The sequence below is a fragment of the Lacipirellula parvula genome, assembly GCF_009177095.1.
In the GTDB taxonomy this organism is placed as follows: Bacteria; Planctomycetota; Planctomycetia; order Pirellulales; family Lacipirellulaceae; genus Lacipirellula; species Lacipirellula parvula.
The window spans coordinates 6,296,402-6,313,851 of record NZ_AP021861.1; the positions used below are offsets into that span (position 1 = coordinate 6,296,402).

General features: G+C 63.4%; 14 protein-coding genes. 12 read left to right on the top strand and 2 right to left on the bottom strand.

Annotated elements, in window-relative coordinates:
- Window positions 1-319: 319 nt before the first annotated feature.
- A complete protein-coding gene (locus PLANPX_RS24620; protein ID WP_152101284.1) occupies window positions 320-1,798 on the top strand; it encodes an ATP-binding protein in 1,479 nt (492 codons plus the stop codon).
- Between the two features lie 117 nt (window positions 1,799-1,915).
- The gene (locus PLANPX_RS24625) at window positions 1,916-2,569 is read left to right on the top strand and encodes a response regulator transcription factor (RefSeq protein ID WP_152101285.1); all 654 of its coding nucleotides are present in this window, start codon (window positions 1,916-1,918) and stop codon (window positions 2,567-2,569) included.
- A gap of 60 nt (window positions 2,570-2,629) precedes the next feature.
- Here PLANPX_RS24625 and PLANPX_RS24630 read toward each other — a convergent pair whose 3' ends face one another.
- Complete coding sequence (locus tag PLANPX_RS24630; protein ID WP_152101286.1) at window positions 2,630-2,869, bottom strand: hypothetical protein; 240 nt, start codon at window positions 2,867-2,869, stop codon at window positions 2,630-2,632.
- Between the two features lie 32 nt (window positions 2,870-2,901).
- A complete protein-coding gene (locus PLANPX_RS28310) occupies window positions 2,902-3,033 on the bottom strand; it encodes a hypothetical protein (protein ID WP_261344410.1) in 132 nt (43 codons plus the stop codon).
- A 418-nt stretch (window positions 3,034-3,451) separates the two neighbouring features.
- On the opposite strand from PLANPX_RS28310, the gene PLANPX_RS24635 reads away from it, so the two are divergent.
- From PLANPX_RS24635 to PLANPX_RS24680, 10 genes are all read left to right on the top strand, one after another.
- The gene (locus PLANPX_RS24635) at window positions 3,452-4,774 is read left to right on the top strand and encodes an FG-GAP repeat domain-containing protein (protein WP_152101287.1); all 1,323 of its coding nucleotides are present in this window, start codon (window positions 3,452-3,454) and stop codon (window positions 4,772-4,774) included.
- 19 nt (window positions 4,775-4,793) lie between these two features.
- The gene (locus tag PLANPX_RS24640) at window positions 4,794-5,393 is read left to right on the top strand and encodes a protein-disulfide reductase DsbD family protein (RefSeq protein WP_172992313.1); all 600 of its coding nucleotides are present in this window, start codon (window positions 4,794-4,796) and stop codon (window positions 5,391-5,393) included.
- A 272-nt stretch (window positions 5,394-5,665) separates the two neighbouring features.
- Window positions 5,666-10,462: a lamin tail domain-containing protein gene (locus PLANPX_RS24645; RefSeq protein WP_152101289.1), complete on the top strand. Its 4,797-nt coding sequence runs from the start codon at window positions 5,666-5,668 to the stop codon at window positions 10,460-10,462.
- Between the two features lie 357 nt (window positions 10,463-10,819).
- A complete protein-coding gene (locus tag PLANPX_RS24650) occupies window positions 10,820-11,272 on the top strand; it encodes a hypothetical protein (protein WP_152101290.1) in 453 nt (150 codons plus the stop codon).
- 147 nt (window positions 11,273-11,419) lie between these two features.
- Entirely contained in the window at window positions 11,420-12,103 is a 684-nt protein-coding gene (locus PLANPX_RS24655; RefSeq protein ID WP_152101291.1) for a heavy-metal-associated domain-containing protein, read from the top strand.
- A complete protein-coding gene (locus tag PLANPX_RS24660) occupies window positions 12,100-12,633 on the top strand; it encodes a hypothetical protein (protein ID WP_152101292.1) in 534 nt (177 codons plus the stop codon). Before PLANPX_RS24655 ends, PLANPX_RS24660 begins: the two co-directional genes overlap by 4 nt.
- Window positions 12,634-12,659: 26 nt before the next feature.
- Window positions 12,660-13,817, top strand: coding sequence for an ABC transporter permease (locus PLANPX_RS24665; protein ID WP_152101293.1), 1,158 nt, complete (start codon window positions 12,660-12,662; stop codon window positions 13,815-13,817).
- Between the two features lie 60 nt (window positions 13,818-13,877).
- A complete protein-coding gene (locus tag PLANPX_RS24670) occupies window positions 13,878-15,479 on the top strand; it encodes an efflux RND transporter periplasmic adaptor subunit (protein ID WP_152101294.1) in 1,602 nt (533 codons plus the stop codon).
- Window positions 15,480-15,509: 30 nt separating this feature from the next.
- On the top strand, window positions 15,510-16,217 hold the full coding sequence (locus PLANPX_RS24675) for an ABC transporter ATP-binding protein (RefSeq protein ID WP_152101295.1): 708 nt from the start codon (window positions 15,510-15,512) through the stop codon (window positions 16,215-16,217).
- Between the two features lie 12 nt (window positions 16,218-16,229).
- Complete coding sequence (locus tag PLANPX_RS24680; RefSeq protein ID WP_232536236.1) at window positions 16,230-17,372, top strand: ABC transporter permease; 1,143 nt, start codon at window positions 16,230-16,232, stop codon at window positions 17,370-17,372.
- Window positions 17,373-17,450: the final 78 nt, after the last annotated feature.

The following is a 17,450-nucleotide window of genomic DNA, read 5'->3' on the forward strand; positions in this document are numbered from 1 at the left end:
GATCTCGCCGATTCCCAAAAATGGTCGCCAAGTCGCTGCCGCGTCTGTACGCACGACCGCACATCCCTTGGGCAACCTCCGCCAGCCGCCACTTCGGAAATCCGAAGCCGCCGAGTTTCATCTCCCGCCAGCAAGGCATTTCGCGGCCTTCCAACCAACCCCAACCGTTTTGGAACGCCATTTTCATTAGCAGCCGGCCACCCTCCATTTGCGTTGATCTGCGTTCAGCAGCGGTTCCAAACTGAAGCCTCACCAACCCACCCCCGCCTCAGCCCCCCGCTCCGCCGACGCCCTCATCCGGCGCCTCGGCCGGCGCTACGTGTTGGTACTGGGCGTTGTCGCCAGTTTGATGATCGTCGACCAAGCGATCATCCAGCCGCTGCTGGTGCGGATGGACGCCTACGCCCCGGTGATTAATCTCGCCGGCCGCCAGCGGATGCTGAGTCAAAAGCTTGCCAAAGCCGCGCTCGCTGCAGAATCTGCCCCCGATTCGAGACTCCGCGAAGCAAGCCGAGCGGAACTGCGCGTCGCCCTCGCCGAATGGATCGCCGCCAACGACGCCCTCCGCCAGGGCAGCGACGAGCTTCGCGTGCCACGCATCACCTCTGCGGAACTCACCACGGAGTGGGCCGCGCTCGATCACGACTTCCAGCCAATCGTCGCCGCCGCGCAACAAATCATCGCCGGCAACGATAAACCGCCGCAGGCCGCTGCCATCATTCTCAGGCATGAAGCACCCTTCCTCGCGCGGATGGAGCAAATCGTCGACCTCTTCGAACTCGAAGCCTCGCGAGAAGTGACGAGGCTCCGCATCTACAGCCTCGCCATCGCCGCCGCCGTCGCGTCGCTGCTCGTGACGCTCGGCTGGTTCGTCGTCCGTCCCGCTACCCGCGCAATCCGCACGCAAGTCGATGAACTCGAACACCGCGTCGCCCAACGCACCGCCGACCTCGCCGAGCTGGTCGCCTCGCTTCAGCATGAAGTCGCCGAGCGGAAACTCGCCGAAGCGAACAGCCGTCGCCTGGCCGCGCAGCTCAGCCACGCCGACCGCGTCGCCTCGATGGGCCATTTGGCGATCGGACTCGCTCACGAACTGAACCAACCCCTCGGCGCCATCGCCAACTTCGCCGCAGCCAGCGAAGTGATCCTCGAACAATCGCCCCCGGCCGACGATCGCCGCCTGCACCAATACCTGCGGCAAATCTCCGACGCATCGCTCCGCGCGGGCCAAATCGTCCACCGCATCCGCCGCTTCGTCGCCCGTACGAAAGACGACGCGAGCGATTATGAGCCAGTCGACCTCGCCGCGCTCATCCGCGAAGTCGTCGACCTTTGCCAGTTCGAAATTCGCCGCCATGAGACGGCCGTCGTATTGCACATCGGCGATCGTTCGGCACAAGTGGAAGCCGACCCGATTCAGATCCAGCAAGTGTTGGTAAATCTCGTGCAGAATGGCTTGCAGTCGATGCAGGCGATCCCCATCGCGTCGCGCCGCATTGCCATCGAACTGGAAGTCGACGACGATGAAGCGACGGTCAGCGTCGTCGACAGCGGCCCCGGCTTCGACCCCGCCGATCTCGAAGCCCCCTTCGCCCCCTTCCACACGACAAAGGCCGCCGGACTCGGCGTCGGCCTCTCGATCTGCCGCACCATCATCGCAGCCCACGGCGGCGACATCCGCATCCGCCCTGCCGATGTGGGAGCGCACGTCTCCTTCCAACTTCCCGTCAGCCCACCTCGCGTTTTACTCGACAACGAAGCAAAGCCGTTTGAAATTATGGACAGGATTACAGGATGATGCGGATTAACAGGATGCGAAAAAAAGGCGGGACTTAGTGGATGTGACAATGCATAAGCGATCTCGAGCTTCATCCCGTCGATTCCATCCATCCTGTGATCCCGTCCAGTCTTCCCAATGACGCCAGCCCCCCCACCCGCGCCGAAGCTCTATGTCGTTGACGACGACGAACAAATGCGACAGTCGCTCGCCGCGCTGCTCGGTGCGCTGGGGCATGAAGTCGTCACGTTCAGCACGCCGGGCGGCTTCCATCGTTTCTACCGCCGCGAGATGCCCGGCTGTCTCATTCTCGACGTCCGCATGCCGCGGCAATCGGGCTTGGAACTTTACGAGCAACTTCTCCACGAAGGCAAACGCCTGCCGGTGATTTTCATCACCGCGCATGCCGACGTCCCCACGGCCGTCGCCGCGATGAAAAGCGGGGCCGTCGAATTCCTCGAAAAGCCGTTTGATCGCCAGACGCTGGCAAGCCGCGTCGAGCGCGCCCTCGCGCTCGACGCCGAGTGGCGCTCCCAGGAAGCGGAGTTCGCCGCCCTCGCCACGCGCATCGCCGTGCTAAACGACCGCGATCGCGAAACGCTGTCGATGATCCAAGCCGGCGAACCAAACAAAGCGATGGCCGCCAAGCTGTTCATCAGCGAACGAGCCGTCGAGATGCGGCGATCGTCGCTCATGAAAAAGCTGAACGTCGCCAGCGTCGCCGAACTCATCGACCTCACCGCCACGCATCGCCTCATGAGCGACCTCCGCCAATCGCGCGAGCTGCGGTGAGGCTTTCCCAACGTCTTCCAACTGGCAGAGGACGACAGACGAAGCGAGAAGAAAGCAGACCTAGCCGCCGGAATCTGGAGCGGAGTCGCGAGCAGTTCGCTGTCGCGGCAAAAGCTTATCAGCCAACTGCGCGGCCTTGAACGCGGCCGCGATCGATATCGCCAGGATTGCCAGGAACCCCACCGGCTCTTTCCTGAAGAATAATGTCATCAATGGGACGTAGGCAGCCACATAGCCGGCTGCAGCAGCCAAGCCTAGCGCAATAATCCGAGCAGCGGAATAGACGAGTCGCGATGCCATTGCCCCATCATAGCCGCCGTCGGGGCGGCTTCCTACAGCGTCACCGCCATTCCTAGCAGGCCGGCCGCGATCGTCGTGACGATGATCGCCGAACGAAGCGTGAAGCGGTGGCCAAGTTGCACGGCCGCGACACCTGCAAAGGCAAAGCGGAGATGCGCAACCATCCCCTACAGTATATCCATTCGCTAGCAACGTGGTCACGGCGATTCCGCCGCGTTAACATGACGGTCGCTAAATCCCTTATCTACGAGGCTTCTCCCAAAGGCAGAATCGCCTTGGTCGGCCTCGATTGGCTCGTGCTCGCTTCCAGCAGTCGTTTCACAACCGCCCAAACTGCCGAAGATCCATGCGGAGAAACGACGCGCGTGCAGCACGGAGGCATGGCGCGAGTGACGCACAATGACGCCGACGCCAACCCGCCCGGACCGTTCAAGATCGCTTTCAACTAGCGCTGCATTCGTCGCGTGAATCGATCGGCGGAAACCGGGCATTCTGAGCAGGGCATTCGTCGCCGATTGCTTTGCGGATAGACTTATTGGAGTTCGAAAGACTCAGGCGCAATGAAACGCAAGGAGGGTAGCCATGGCGGCTCGAACGATTTGCCAAGTGATTGGATGCTGGGCATGCTCAGCGGCCATCATGCTGGCAGGCAATCCAGAACTAGCCAAGCCCGTCTTGCTAAACGCAGACGGCAAGGCAATCGACACCGGCAAGGCGTGGGGGCATAGCAGCCCATGCATCGTCGATCTTGATGGCGATGGCCGCCAGGATCTACTGCTTGGGGATTTCAGCGGCAAGTTCCACGTCTACAAAAACGCTGGCGGCGACGGCATCCCCCAGCTCAAGAGCGATGGCGCCCTCCAAGCTGGGAACGTTGACGCCGAAGTAAGAATTTACTGTTGCATTGGCGCCCAAGCGCGAATGGCCGATCTCGATGGCGACGGCATTCAGGATCTCGTCAGCAACTCCTACGACCCCGGCCACTGCTATCTCTTTCGCGGCCTGCCGGATCATCAGTTCGCCGCTCGCGAAGAGTTGCTCGACAAGACCGGAACGCCAGTGCGAAGCAGCCCGCAGCAGCAACAAGACTTCCAGTCATTCGGCAGCTTTTACACGCCTGTCGATTGGGACGCGGACGGCGATTTCGACCTGCTCATCGGCTGCTTCGACGGCGGGCTGAAGGTCCGGATCAATGAAGGCGATGCGAAGCAATACGCCTTCGCGGCGGAGAACATTCCTCTCAAGGCAGATGGCAAGCCGCTGAAAGTCAAAGCCCACTTCTGTCCAGCCGTGGCCGATTGGGACGGCGACGGTCTGTTCGACGTGATCGCCGGATCGGACGACGGCAGCGTCACTTGGTTCCGCAACGTCGGCAAAGCGGGGGCTCCCAATTTCGCCGGCGGCGTCGAGCTCGTCGCCAAACACGACGGCAACGGCTACAACCTGCTCCGCTGGAGCGACGACGACATTGGCCCAGGGATTCGCAGCCAACCCGAAATCGCCGACGTCAACGGCGACGGCAAGCTCGATCTCATCGTGGGAGACTTCGCGACCGTTTACGCGATCAAGCCCGACGTCACGCCCGAAGAGCGCGCCGAATTCGAGTCGATTCTTGCGGAGGCCCAGAAAACGGGCAAGCCGGTGGCCGAAAAGTACGAGGCCCTGCACAAGGACTTCGCCGCACGCTACCCGGGCGACGCCATCTACAGCGACGAAGCGACTGCAGCCTGGACCAAAGAGTATCAGGCGATGCGCGAGAGTCCTGAGTCGAAGGCAGCCGAGGCCAACGCCGCGGAGTTCGTCAAGAAGGTGAAGCCCTTCCTCGCCAAAACGCACGGCGCTGGCAACGAGTCGCACGAGTTGGCGATCCCGCATGGATACGTCTGGCTGTATCTCCGCAAGTGAACCTACGCTGGAGTTCTCAATGAGCCGCCTGCGAACGCTGCTGCGACTCACGTTAATTGCGACCCCGCTTGCGCTATTCGTATGCGCCATTGGCTGCGGGCCGCCATCCGCGCCGACCAGTTCTACTGCAACCGACGCCGCCCTGGTGCAACCCGCGGCAGACGTCGCAACAGCGGCGACAGCCTCGGACGCGATCGTCGTGCGCGTCGAGCAGACGCCCATCGCCGCCGCACTCGTGCTGCCGCAGCGTTCCGCGCTCCCCGGAGCGCAGTTCGAGCTCGCCGTGGAACTAGAAATAGCGCCGCAGTGGGAAGTGCGGGCGCTCGGCGCCAACTCTGCCGCGGGCATCGCTACCACGCTCCAACTGACTCTTCCGCCAGGAGTTTCCGCGGTGGGCGAATGGGTCGCGCCGTCGCCCACGCGGTCCATCGCACCTGACGGCCATCCGGTGCACGTCGGCAAATCAACGTTCAAACGAACGCTCAAAATCGAGCCAACGGCGCACGTCGGCGAAACGGCGATCAACTGCAAGATCGACTACCAAGCCTGCAACGAACGCTCGTGCATGAGGCCGGAAGCGATCGAACTTGCGGCGCCCTTCGCCATCGCCGCCCCGTAGTCGACTCCCGGCCGAGGTCGCCGCTAGCCCGCGCTTCGGCTAGCCCGCTCGCCTCCACGCCCAGACGGCGCCCGCCCCGCACGCTCTGTTTAGCTTGCTTTTCAGCAAGCTTCATCGCCCTACGGCGACCCGCATTGAACGCGTTTCTCAACCCCTTTTGTGACCATTTCTTATTGCCGCGCAAACGTAGCCGACCCGGGATTTCCCGACTATTCTGAATAGTTGACTCCTCTCGGAACTCTCCTCTGAAGACGGCACGGAACAGAGCTCGCATGGCATCTTCGCATCGCAATCGGCGCCCCTCGTCGCCCAATTCCATTTCCCGCCAAAAGTCAGCGCCGCGCAAGTTGCGCTACGAGCCGCTGGAAGATCGCCGCGTGTTGGCGGTCGTCATCAACGAGCTGCACTACAACCCTGAAGACAACACGAGCCAGGAAGAGTTCATCGAACTCTACAATACCGGCGCGACGGCGGTTGATCTTTCGAACTGGGCCTTCACCGACGGCATCGAGTATACCTTCGCACCTGGTCAGCAAATCGCGGCGGGCGGTTACCTCGTCATCGCTCAGAGTCCCGCGACGATCTTGGCGGAGTTCGGCGTCAATTCCATCGGCCCTTACACCGGCGGGTTGAGCAGCGACGGCGAACTCGTCGAACTCCGCAACGCTCAAGGCCAGATCATCGACCAAGTCGACTACAAGGTTAGCTTTCCGTGGCCAATCGCCGCGGACGGCAACGGCGCCTCGATGGAACTGATCAATCCGGCGCTCGACAACAATCTCGGCAGCTCGTGGCGCCCATCGTACGTCACGCCCATGTTCCCCGCTCCCAGCGATCCGCCGCCGCCCGCCGGCACGGGGTTGCTCAGCAACATCGTCCACCGCTGGAGCTTCAACGGCAATCTGAACGACAGCGTCGGCGGCTCGAACGCCACGCTCGTCGATCCAGGCCACATCGCCAGCTACAGCGGCGGCCGGCTCAATGTCAGTGCAAACTCTGGCCAGAGCTCGGACCAAACGCCGTTCGCGTCGGGCGCGTACGTCGACTTGCCCAACGGCATCATCTCCAGCCTCAGCGGCAACGCCACCTTTGAATGGTGGGGCACGGTCTCTACGAATCGTACCTGGGCTGAGATCTTCTCGTTCGGCCGCAGCAGCGGCGGCGAAGATCGCTCGACTGGCGCTCTCAACCAGGAATACGTCACGCTCATTCCCCAAGCCTCCTCGGGAACGTTGCGACTCACTCACCGCAACGGCGGCACGCAAACCGAAAGCTCCGTCGATTGGACGAGCGCTCCGACGCCCGGCGTGGAATACCAGTTCGTCAGCACTTGGGACACCGTCAACGACGTCCAGAAGCTCTACGTCAACGGCGTCCTTGTCGGCACAAGCCAGCTGCTCATCGACCTGATCGACATCGAAGACGTGAACAACTGGCTGGGCCGTTCGCAGTGGGGCGATCCGTTGTTCGACGGCTTCCACAACGAATTCCGCATCTACGACAAAGCCCTCACCGCGGCGGACGTTTCCACGAGCTACGCCGCCGGCCCCGACGCCGTCGCCCCTGGCCCGACGATTAGCGCGTTCAACGCGAGCGCCGCCGAAATCCTCGTCGGCCAGCCAGTGACGCTCTCCTGGAACGTCGCCGGCGCCACGTCGATCTCGATCAACCAAGGCGTCGGCACGGTCACGGGGCAGAACCAAATCGTTCTGAACCCGACGCAAACCACTACCTACACCCTCTCCGCCACGAACGCCCAGGGAACGAACACCCGCACGGTGAAGGTGGTCGTCGAGCACCCCCGCGCGACTCCCGGCGCACAGAACAACGTCTTCGCCACGAACGCCGCGCCGGCGATTCGGCAGGTCAACCATACGGAAAATCCCGTCTCCGGCACTTCCGTCACCGTCTCCGCCAAGGTGACCGATCCCGAAGGCGTCGCGTCGGTCGTCTTGCAGTATCAGGTCGTGCTTCCCGGCCAGTACCTTCCCGCGCGGCTTCCGGTGCCGGTCGATCAGCTGATCGCCGACGAAACGCTGCAACCGACGGCCAACCCCGCCTACTTCGCCGCCGCCAGTTGGACGAACGTTTCGATGCTCGACAACGGCGCCGGCGTCGACGCGGCGGCCGGAGACTCGATTTTCTCCGTCGCGCTGCCGCCGCAGTCGCATCGCACGCTGGTGCGTTATCGCATCGTCGTCACCGACGCGCTCGGCAAGTCGGCGACCGTCCCCTACGAGGACGATGCTTCGCTGAATTTCGCGTACTTCGTCTACGACGGCGTCCCTGAATACAAGAACAACGCGAACCAGGTCGTCGCCGACGCCGCCGCGCTCGCTTCGCTCCCGGTCTACCAATTCCTGACCCGGGCCGAAGACATGACGGCCGTCAACGGCTACGAACCGAGCCAGGAAATCCCGCAAGGGACCGAAGCCCGCAGCGCGTACAACTGGTCGGGCACGATGGTTTACAACGGCGTCGTGTACGACAACATCACCTACCGCCTCCGCGGCGCCAACGGCCGTTACCTCACCGACGGCAAGCGGAGCATGCGGTTCCGCTTTAACGACGGCAGCTGGTTCGAGCCGCTCGACAACAACGGCGTGCCTTACCCTGAAAAGTGGAAGACGCTCACCACCGGCAAAGGCTTCGACAATCGTCAAACGCTCACCTACTCGCTCAACGAAGCGATGACGATGATGCTGTCGAACCTCATGGGCCTGCCAGCGGCGGAAACCCACTGGTTCCAGTTCCGCGTCATCGACGGCGCCGCCGAAGCCCCCGACCAATGGCGCGGCGACTTCTGGGGCATCAACTTCGCGATGGAGGACTACGACAAGCGGTTCCTCGACGCCCACGACATGGAAGCGGGCAACCTCTACAAGCTCATCAACCAATCGAACGACGCGCTGCGGCAGCAAGACTACCAGGCGCCGTTCGCGGTGAGCGACGGCTCCGACCACGACTACATGGAAGAGATTTTCGGCCGCGCGAGCACGGATATCGAGTTCCGCGTCAATCTGCAGAAGTACTTCATCTTCCGCGCCTTGGCGGAAGCGGTGCGCCATTACGACTACTGGCCTACCGGCAACAAGAACATGGTCTACTACTTCGAGCCCGACTACCTGCCGCAGAACGATAACTTCGGCAAGCTGTGGATCATGCTGTGGGACACCGACGCCACGTGGGGCCCTACTTGGAACGACGGCAAAGATCTCGTCCAAGACGCCCTGTTCGAAAACCAGAACGTCGCTTACCGCAACTCGCTGATCAATCCGGCGTACTACAACACGCTCCGCGAATTGCGCGATCTCATCTGGCAGCCTGACCAAATCAAAGGCATGCTCGACGAGCTCGTGTCGAAGATCCTGCCGCTCGAAGCGGCCGACCGCGCGCGTTGGCAAGGCGCACCGGCCGACGCCGGCAACTACAACGGCCTCGGCGGCGCCGGCGCGACTTCGCTCACTGCCCTCGTGCAAGACATGATGAACTTTGCGTTCGTCGGCGGCAGCTGGCCCGGCGGCGACGTCGGCCCCGGCGGTCGAGCGTCGTATCTCGACGGCCTGCTGAATGCGTCAGGCGAAGAATCGCAAATCCCCAACACGCCGACGATTACCTACGTCGGCGCTCCCGGCAAACCGGCCGACGGCCTCGCGTTCCAAACGACGGCGTTCGCCGATCCGCAGGGCAATGCCACCTTCGGCGCCGTGCAGTGGCGTCTCGCGAAGGTCACCGACGTCGCCGCCGGGCTAGACGTGAACAGGACGTTCCTCGACGAATTCACCGCCAGCTGGGATTCGGGCGCGCTCACCGTCAACAGCAACGTCATCAACGCCCCCGCCTCGGCTGTGACGCCGGGCGGCACCTACCGCGCGCGGGTTCGCTACCAAGACGCCACAGGCCGCTGGAGCCACTGGTCGGCACCACTGGAATTTGTCGCCGGCGCCAACGCATCGACGCCGTCGCTCGTCATCAGCGAACTTCACTACAACCCCGCGTCGAATCCCGCCGTCGCCGATTCGCAGGATCTCGAGTTCATCGAAGTCCTGAACACCGGCACGCAAACCCTCAATCTCGAGGGCGTGCAACTCGCCACGTTCGCTTCGACGCCGTACACCTTCGGCGCTGGCCTCACCCTGGCCGCCGGCCAGCGGATCGTCGTGCCGAAGAACCCGACCGCCTTCCAGTCGGTCTACGGCTCGGGCGTCTACATAGCAGGAGGCGGCTACGGCACCGCGAACCTCAGCAACGGCGGCGAAGTGATCACGCTCGTCGCAGCCAACGGCACCGTGCTGCAGACGATCGAGTACGACGACGCAGCCCCTTGGCCCACCGCCCCTGACGGCGGCGGCCCCTCGCTTGAGTTCTTCAACCTCGCGGGCGATCCGAACTCGGGCGCCAACTGGCGGGCCAGTTCGATGACCGGCGGCTCGCCCGGTTGGGACGGCACCCCTGGCCTCGCCGGCGATTACAACCGCGACAACCGCGTCGACGGCGTCGACTTCCTCACCTGGCAGCGGACCTATGGCAACCGCACGCCGGCGCTGGTCGGCGCCGACGGCAGCGGCAACTTACTGGTTGACGCTCCCGATCTCACGATTTGGAAAACCAACTTCGGCCAGTCGCAGACGATCGCTGCCGCCGCATCGTCGGGTGCAACAGTAGCCGCCGCGGTAATGGCGCCGGCTTCATTGAGCGCTATGCTCGTCGAAGAATCGACGCCCATGTTCACGCCCTCCACGAGCGCCGATTTCGCCATGCCCGCCGGGCTTCCCTTTCTGGCAGCCGGCGATGCGTCGCAACGGCGCTTCGACGCCGCCTTCTCGGCGTTCGGAGACGATGACCTGCAACCGATCCGGCGCCGTGAATCGGCGAATGGCTGGTTGCAAGCTGAACGCAACGGTCGCACTGAGAGCAATTCGGTCGCGTGGGCCAACCCCAAGCACCGTGCACGGCGCGGCGAGTTGCACGAGTTCTCCGCAGAGGAAACTGAACTCGCGCGGCGCGACGCCGCCATCGGCGTCCTCGAAGATCGTCACTGCACGGTTTCTGACGACGAGTTGCTATAGCCTTCGCTCGCGCGGAGAGGTCTGGCAAGAACGAAGTGATCGTTACTGTGACGTTGATCGCGCGAACGTAAGCGCGCGCAAGGACGCCCGCCAAGGCGTTTCGGCAGTCGACGGACTTCGGATGGCGTTCGCGAAAAGCTTCCCTTCGCAACTCCGTGCCGTTGCGATATCTCTCTGCGGCTCAACGGGTTGCATTCGCGCGACCAATCGACGGCAAATCAGGCAAGCTAGGTTCTTCTTGCCGCCGCGGCTTTATTAACCTAATCTCTTAGTAGCGATTGCGACGATTGAGATTGACGGTTGCTCCCGTTTTCCGAGCCGGCTTACATGTTCCACCGCTCCCCATTATTGACGCGAATGATCGCCGCCCTCGGGCTGGCGTTGCTGTCAATTAACGGGGCGCAACAATGCCGCGCACTTTGCTTGCTAGCAGATTGCCACGCGGCCGAAACCTGTCCGCATGACGAAGCAGCCCAGCCGCGTTCATGTGGAACGTGCTGCAAACCAGCCAAGCCAACCGCCGCGAGCCCGCAGCACCGCCACTCTGGCGACGAACTGTGCGATGATTCGCACAGCTCGGACCACTGCCCCAGCGAACAACCTTGCGCCTGCTGCGCCTCGCCGGTGCCGACGCAAACATCCTCGGTCGTCGACTCGCAAGAAGTGCTCGATGCGATGCCGCTCGATGGCAATCTGACGGCCGTCGTCCAATATTTGAACCGCCATTCCGAACGCGTTTCGGACGCGCACAACAGCGATCTTCCGCGAACCGTTTCGGTATGCGCGGAGTTGTGCCGCTTCATCATTTGAGCATCACTCGCTTCGATCTTTGCCCGCTGGGCATGTAGCTGACTCACGCTGAGCAGCCGTTACTGCACGAATTGTCGCGAGGCGCCCGCCTGCGCTGCGACGAACGGATTCGTCGCCCCCGCCTCGATTTTATCTAGGGAGTAGTCCGTGAAACTGCATCGAATGGCCCGTTGGGCCAGGTCGCTCGCCCTGCTGGCCGCCGTCGTGGCGCCAGTTGCACTCAACGCCTCCAGCGCCGTCGCGGCCGACGTCGTCACCTACGAGATCACGGCGGACGACATGTGCTGCCAAGGGTGCGCCAAGAAAATTGCCGCCCAGCTCTACACGGCGCCAGGCGTGATGAACGTCTCGGCGAACGTTGAAAAGCGGCTCGTCACCGTCACGGCGAAGCCCTCGCCGAAGCTCACCGCCGACCGGCTCTGGAACGCCGTCGAAAAGGGAAAGGGCAAGCCGTCGCGGCTCGTCGCGAGCGACGCGGCGATCTCGCTGGTTCGTCCCGATCAGCTCGATGCGGCCAGCCGCGCTACTGACGGCCGTTATGTGATTGCCGTAACGCCCGCCGCCGACGCGAACGCCATCGCTCAGTTGAGTAGCGCCGTGCAGTCGATGAAGGGCGTTCAAACGGTCACGCTGCTGCAGGACAAATCGCAACTGATCGTCGAGCCGGCGAAGAACGTGCAACTTTCGCCGTGGCCGATGCTGTCATCCGCTCGGCAGTTGGGCCTCACGCCTTCCTCGGTCACCGGTCCATTTGGCCGGCTCACCTTGGAAACGACTCAAGCCGCTCCGCAAGTCAGCGCACGTCCTCAATCCGCCGGAGGGACTCGATGAAATCGTCACTGTATGTTGCCGCGCTCGCGAGCGCGCTCAGCCTGAGCGTTGGTTGCGGTAGCCCCGCTTCCACAACGCCTGTAAGCAGCGCCGCGACGACCAGCGCCGTCGTCAACGGCGAGAAGTACCTGCTCGCCGAAGAACCCGACGACGCCGTCGGCGTGATCGAAGCCCGCGAAACGGCGAGCAACGGCGACCCGCTAGTCGTCGTCGGTCGCATCGGCGGTTCCGACAAGCCGTGGGTCGAAGGTCGCGCGGCGTTCATGCTGCTCGACGCGTCGATGGCGGTCGTCGCCGAAGGGACCGAGAGCGCTGAAGGCGAAGTCTGCATGGGCGACTGCTGCGCGAACGAACGCGCCGAATGCACCACGCTCGTGAAGGTCGTCGACAACGGCGCCCTCGTCCCGGCCGACTCCCGCCAACTCCTTGGCGTGAAGGAAAACGACTTCGTCGTCATCCGCGGCAAAGCGAGCAAAGACGAGAGCGGCAATTTTACAGTGTTGGCCGACGGCGTGTTCATTCGCCGGTAGTCGTTCGGAAGAGAAACGAGAGAACCATGCGGCGACTTTTACCTTGGGACTATGGCGTTCGGAACCTGTTTCGCCGGCCGTCGCGCAGTGCGCTGACGCTCGGCGGGCTGTCGATCGTCATCCTGCTGGTGCTGGTCGTCGTCGGATTCATTCGCGGACTGGAAGCATCGCTCGCCGCCACCGGACAACCGAACGTCGTCTTGGTGTATGCGATGACTTCCGGCGCCGACATCGAGAACTCTGCGATCCCCGGACGGACTCCGGCGCTGCTCGCCGCTAGCGTCGCTGGAGTCCGGTCGCAGTTCGGCGAGAAATTCATCTCGCCCGAGCTATACCTGGGAACGCGGATCTCAGTGAACGATCAAGAAGGGCTCGGCTTGGTGCGCGGCGTGACGACGGCCGCGCCGCTCGTTCGCCAGCAGGTGCAGATCATCGAGGGAACGTGGCCGGGACCGGGCGAAGTGCTGGCCGGGCGGCTTGTTCACTCGAAGCTCGGCTGCGACGAGGCGGCGTTGCAGCCCGGGCAAACGATTCGCTTCGATGGTCGCGATTGGAAGATTAGCGGCGTGTTTGCCGCCGGCGGCGCGGCGTTTGAATCGGAAGTCTGGTGCCCGCTGAACGACTTGCAGTCCGCGCTCAAGCGGCAAGACCTCAGCCTGGTCGCCGTCACGATGGACTCGGCCGACGCCGCCGCAGACGTCGACCTCTTCTGCCGCGAGCGGATCGATCTCGAACTGAAGTCGGTGGGAGAAATGGCCTACTACGCCGACCTGCAAAAGCATTATCGCCCGGTGCGGATGCTCGGTTGGATCGTCGTCTGCCTCGTCGCGGGCTCCGGCGTCTTCGCGGGGCTCAACACGATGTATGGCGCCGTTGTGGGCCGCATCCGCGAACTCGCCACGCTGCAGGCCATCGGCTATCGGCGGCGCGCGATCCTACTCACGCTGATCCAAGAAGCGACGCTGCTCGCCTGTTGCGGCGCGCTGATCGCCTGCCTGTTGGGACTACTGTTCGTCAACGGCACGGCGGTACGGTTCACGATGGGAGCGTTCATGCTTCGCGTCGATAGCGTCGGCATTGCCATCGCCTGCATCACCGCGGTCATCCTTGGCATCGTCGGCGCCTTGCCGCCGGCGGCCAAGGCGATGCGACTCCCCGTTGTGGAAGCGATCAAAGCTATTTAACTCAGTGACCTGATTCGGCCTCGTGTAAACAAAAACTTTTTGCAACCAGAAGCGTCGACCATGTCGCATGTCGATCTCAGCCAACTCGCCGTGACGCGCCAGCCCGCAGCGACGGCCAAACCGCCCGTGCGGCGTCGCTGGGGCACGCGCTACATCGCGCCAGTTGCGATTCTCGCGGCGTTCGGAGCGTTGTTCGCCGCCGCGATGCGCGATACCTTGCTTCCCGCGCAGGCGGTGACCGTCGTGCCGGTGATCGTCACGCGGGCCGAGATTCAGCAAGAGGGGACGCCCCTGTTCCAAGCCGCCGGCTGGATTGAACCGCAACCCTCGGCCGTCACGGCGTCGGCCCTCGCCAGCGGCGTCGTCGAGCAGATGCTCGTCGTCGAAGGCCAACTCGTGCAGAAAGGCGAACCGATCGCCAAATTAAACGACGCTGACGCCAAACTCATGGTGCAGCAAGCAGACGCCAAGTTGCGGCTCGCCGAAGCCGACCTGCAAAGCGCTCAAGCGTCGCTCACCGCCGCACAATCGACGCTCGCCAACCCTAACGAACTACGGGTCGCGCTCGCCGACGCCGAATCGTTGCTTGCGGAAACTCAACTCGGCCTCGGCAATCTTCCGTTTGCGATCGAAAGCGCAACGAGCCGCCAACAGTTGGCAGCTGAAAATCTTGCCCGCAAAGAACAAGCCGGCGATGCGGTCGCCGGACGCGTCACGCGCGAAGCGGCCGCCGAACTCGCCGCTACGAAGAGTGCTCTCGGCGAATTGCAATCCCGCGGCCCGAAGCTCCGCGAACAGATCGACGCGCTCGGGCGCAAACGCGACGCCTTGCGGCAGCAGTTGGAATTGATGACGGAACCCAAGCGTGCCGTCGCCGCTGCAGAAGCATCGCTGGCGGCGGCCAAGGCGCGGCACGAACAGGCCCACCTGGAAGTCGACGCCGCTCAATTAAATCTCGATCGGATGACGGTCGCCGCGCCCATCTCGGGCCGCATCCTCACGGTCGACGCTCGCCCCGGCAAACGCTTATCGGGGCTCGATCCCCTCTCCGAGCAAAACTCCAGCGCGGTCGCCTCGATGTACAACCCCGCGAAACTGCAAGTTCGCGTCGATGTTCGCTTGGAAGACGTCCCCCAGGTGCAGATCGGCCAGCCAGTCACCATCGAAACAGCCGCGTCGCGTCAGCCGCTCACCGGCAAGGTGCTCTGGCTCACGACGCGGGCCGACATCCAGAAGAACACGCTGCAGGTGAAGGTCGGCATCGACAACCCGCCCGCGGTGATCACTCCCGAAATGCTCGGCAAAGTGACGTTCGTCGCGCCGCCGCAGCCAGTGACTGACCAGCAAGAAATGGCGGATGCACTCCGCCTGCTCGTTCCGCGGCAACTGGTGCAAGAAGGCGACGGCGGCAAGTTCGTGTGGATCGCCGACGCGACGAACGGCGTCGCCCGTCGCACGCCGGTCGAACTCGGCAAAGCGGGCACCGACCAGTTGGTCGAAGTCGCCGCCGGAATCGACCCGACGATGAAGCTCGTCGCCACGGGCCGCGAGTCGCTTACCGACGGCACACGCATTCGCATCGTCGGCAACGATCAAAACATCGGCGGCGGGCCTGCCGGCATGTCGCCGACCGCACGCACGACAAGCCCCGTCGTTCAATAGAAAACGCTCCCGACTAGAGAGTCAAATATTATGCCACTCGTAGAAGTCATCGACGTTCGCAAAGAATATGTGAGCGGCGAAGAAACGATCCGCCCGCTCGACGGCGTCCACCTCGACATCGAGGAAGGCGACTTCGTCTCGCTGATGGGCGCCAGCGGTTCAGGCAAGAGCACGCTGTTGAACCTCGTGGCCGGCATCGACGAGGTTACCTCGGGAACGATCGTCGTCAGCGACACCGAGATCACCTCGCTCTCCCGCGGCGGGCTCGCCGATTGGCGGGCTGCGAACATCGGCTACATCTTTCAGACGCACAACCTCATCCCGGTGCTCACCGCCTACGAAAACGTCGAGTTGCCGCTGCTGCTGCTACCGATGTCGGCGGCCGAGCGGGCCAAGCGGGTCGAGATCGCCCTCGCCGCCGTCGATCTCACCAACCGCGCCGGCCATTACCCCCGTCAAATGTCGGGCGGCCAGGAACAGCGCGTCGGCATCGCGCGGGCGATCGTCGCGAATCCCACCGTCGTCGTCGCCGACGAACCGACCGGCAGCCTCGACGACGACACGACCGAGCAGATCCTCACGCTGCTGCAACGCGTCAACCGCGAACTGGGGATGACGCTGCTGATGGTGACGCACGACGCCGACGCCGCCACCCGCGCCACGCGTCGCCTGCGGCTCGAACGCAGCCAACTCATTGAGAACGGCAAGCCGATCATCCCCCGCGCCCTGACCGCCTAAGGAATTGCGTCCGTGTTCAACTTCATTCCTTACATCGCGAAAAGCCTCTGGCGGCATCGCACGCGCAGCCTGCTGACAATCAGCGGCGCCGCGGTGGCGTTGTTGGTCTTTTGCTTCGTCGGCGCCGTTCAGCATGGCTTGTTCGCACTCACGGAAAATCAAGAATCGGGGCGGACGCTCATCGTCTTCCAGGAGAACCGCTTCTGCCCGCAGAGCAGCAAGCTTCCACAAGATTATGCGACGACGATCGCCAAACTCCCCGGCGTCGCCGAGGTGACGCCCATCATGGTCTTCACCAACAACTGTCGCGCGAGCCTCGACGCGATCGTCTTCCAAGGAATGCAGCCCGAGCAATTGAAACAGTCGCGGCCGCTGGAAATCCGCTCAGGGAACTGGGAAACCTTCGCCCGCCAGGACGATGCGGCCCTTGTCGGCCAAGCGGTCGCCGCTCGCCGCAAGCTGAAGCCGGGGGACAAGTTCACCATCGGCGACGTCACTGTGCTCGTGGCCGGCGTGTTCGCCTCGAACACTGCGTCCGACGAAGCGCTGATCTACACGCATCTCGACTTCCTGCAACGTGCCCGCGGCCTGAGCGATGTCGGCCAAGTGACGATGCTCGAAGTCCACCTCGCCGATGGAGCCAACCCCGACGCCGTTGCCACCGCGATCGACGCCGAGTTCCACTCCGGCCCCGTCGCGACGACGACGCGCACCAAGGGCATGTTCCAAGCCGACACGCTCTCCGATCTCGCCGAACTGATCGGTTTCATCCACTGGCTTGGCTACGCTTGCGTCGCGCTCGTCCTCTCGCTCGTCGCGACGACGACGATCATGTCGGTGCAAGACCGAATCAAAGAACACGCCGTCCTGCAAACGCTCGGCTTCCGGCCGCTACGCATCTTTCGGCTCGTCATTACGGAAAGCGTGCTGCTGAGCGTGCTGGGGGGCGGCCTCGGCGTCGTCGGCGGCATGTTGTTCCTCGCCTGGTCCGACATGTCGGTTGCCGCGGAAGGCGTCACGATTGCGTTTCGCCCTTCGTGGGACATCGCCCTGCAAGGCGCCATCGCCTCGCTGGCGGTCGGTTTGCTGGCAGGCATCGCGCCAGGCTGGCAGGCGGCTCAAACCAAAATCGTCACCGCACTGAGGCATGCCTAGCATCCCTCTTCGCTGCGAAAGCTCACGCTCGGAGACGCCGTCGCTGATTCAACCAAACTCAAAATGAACTAGCGACGC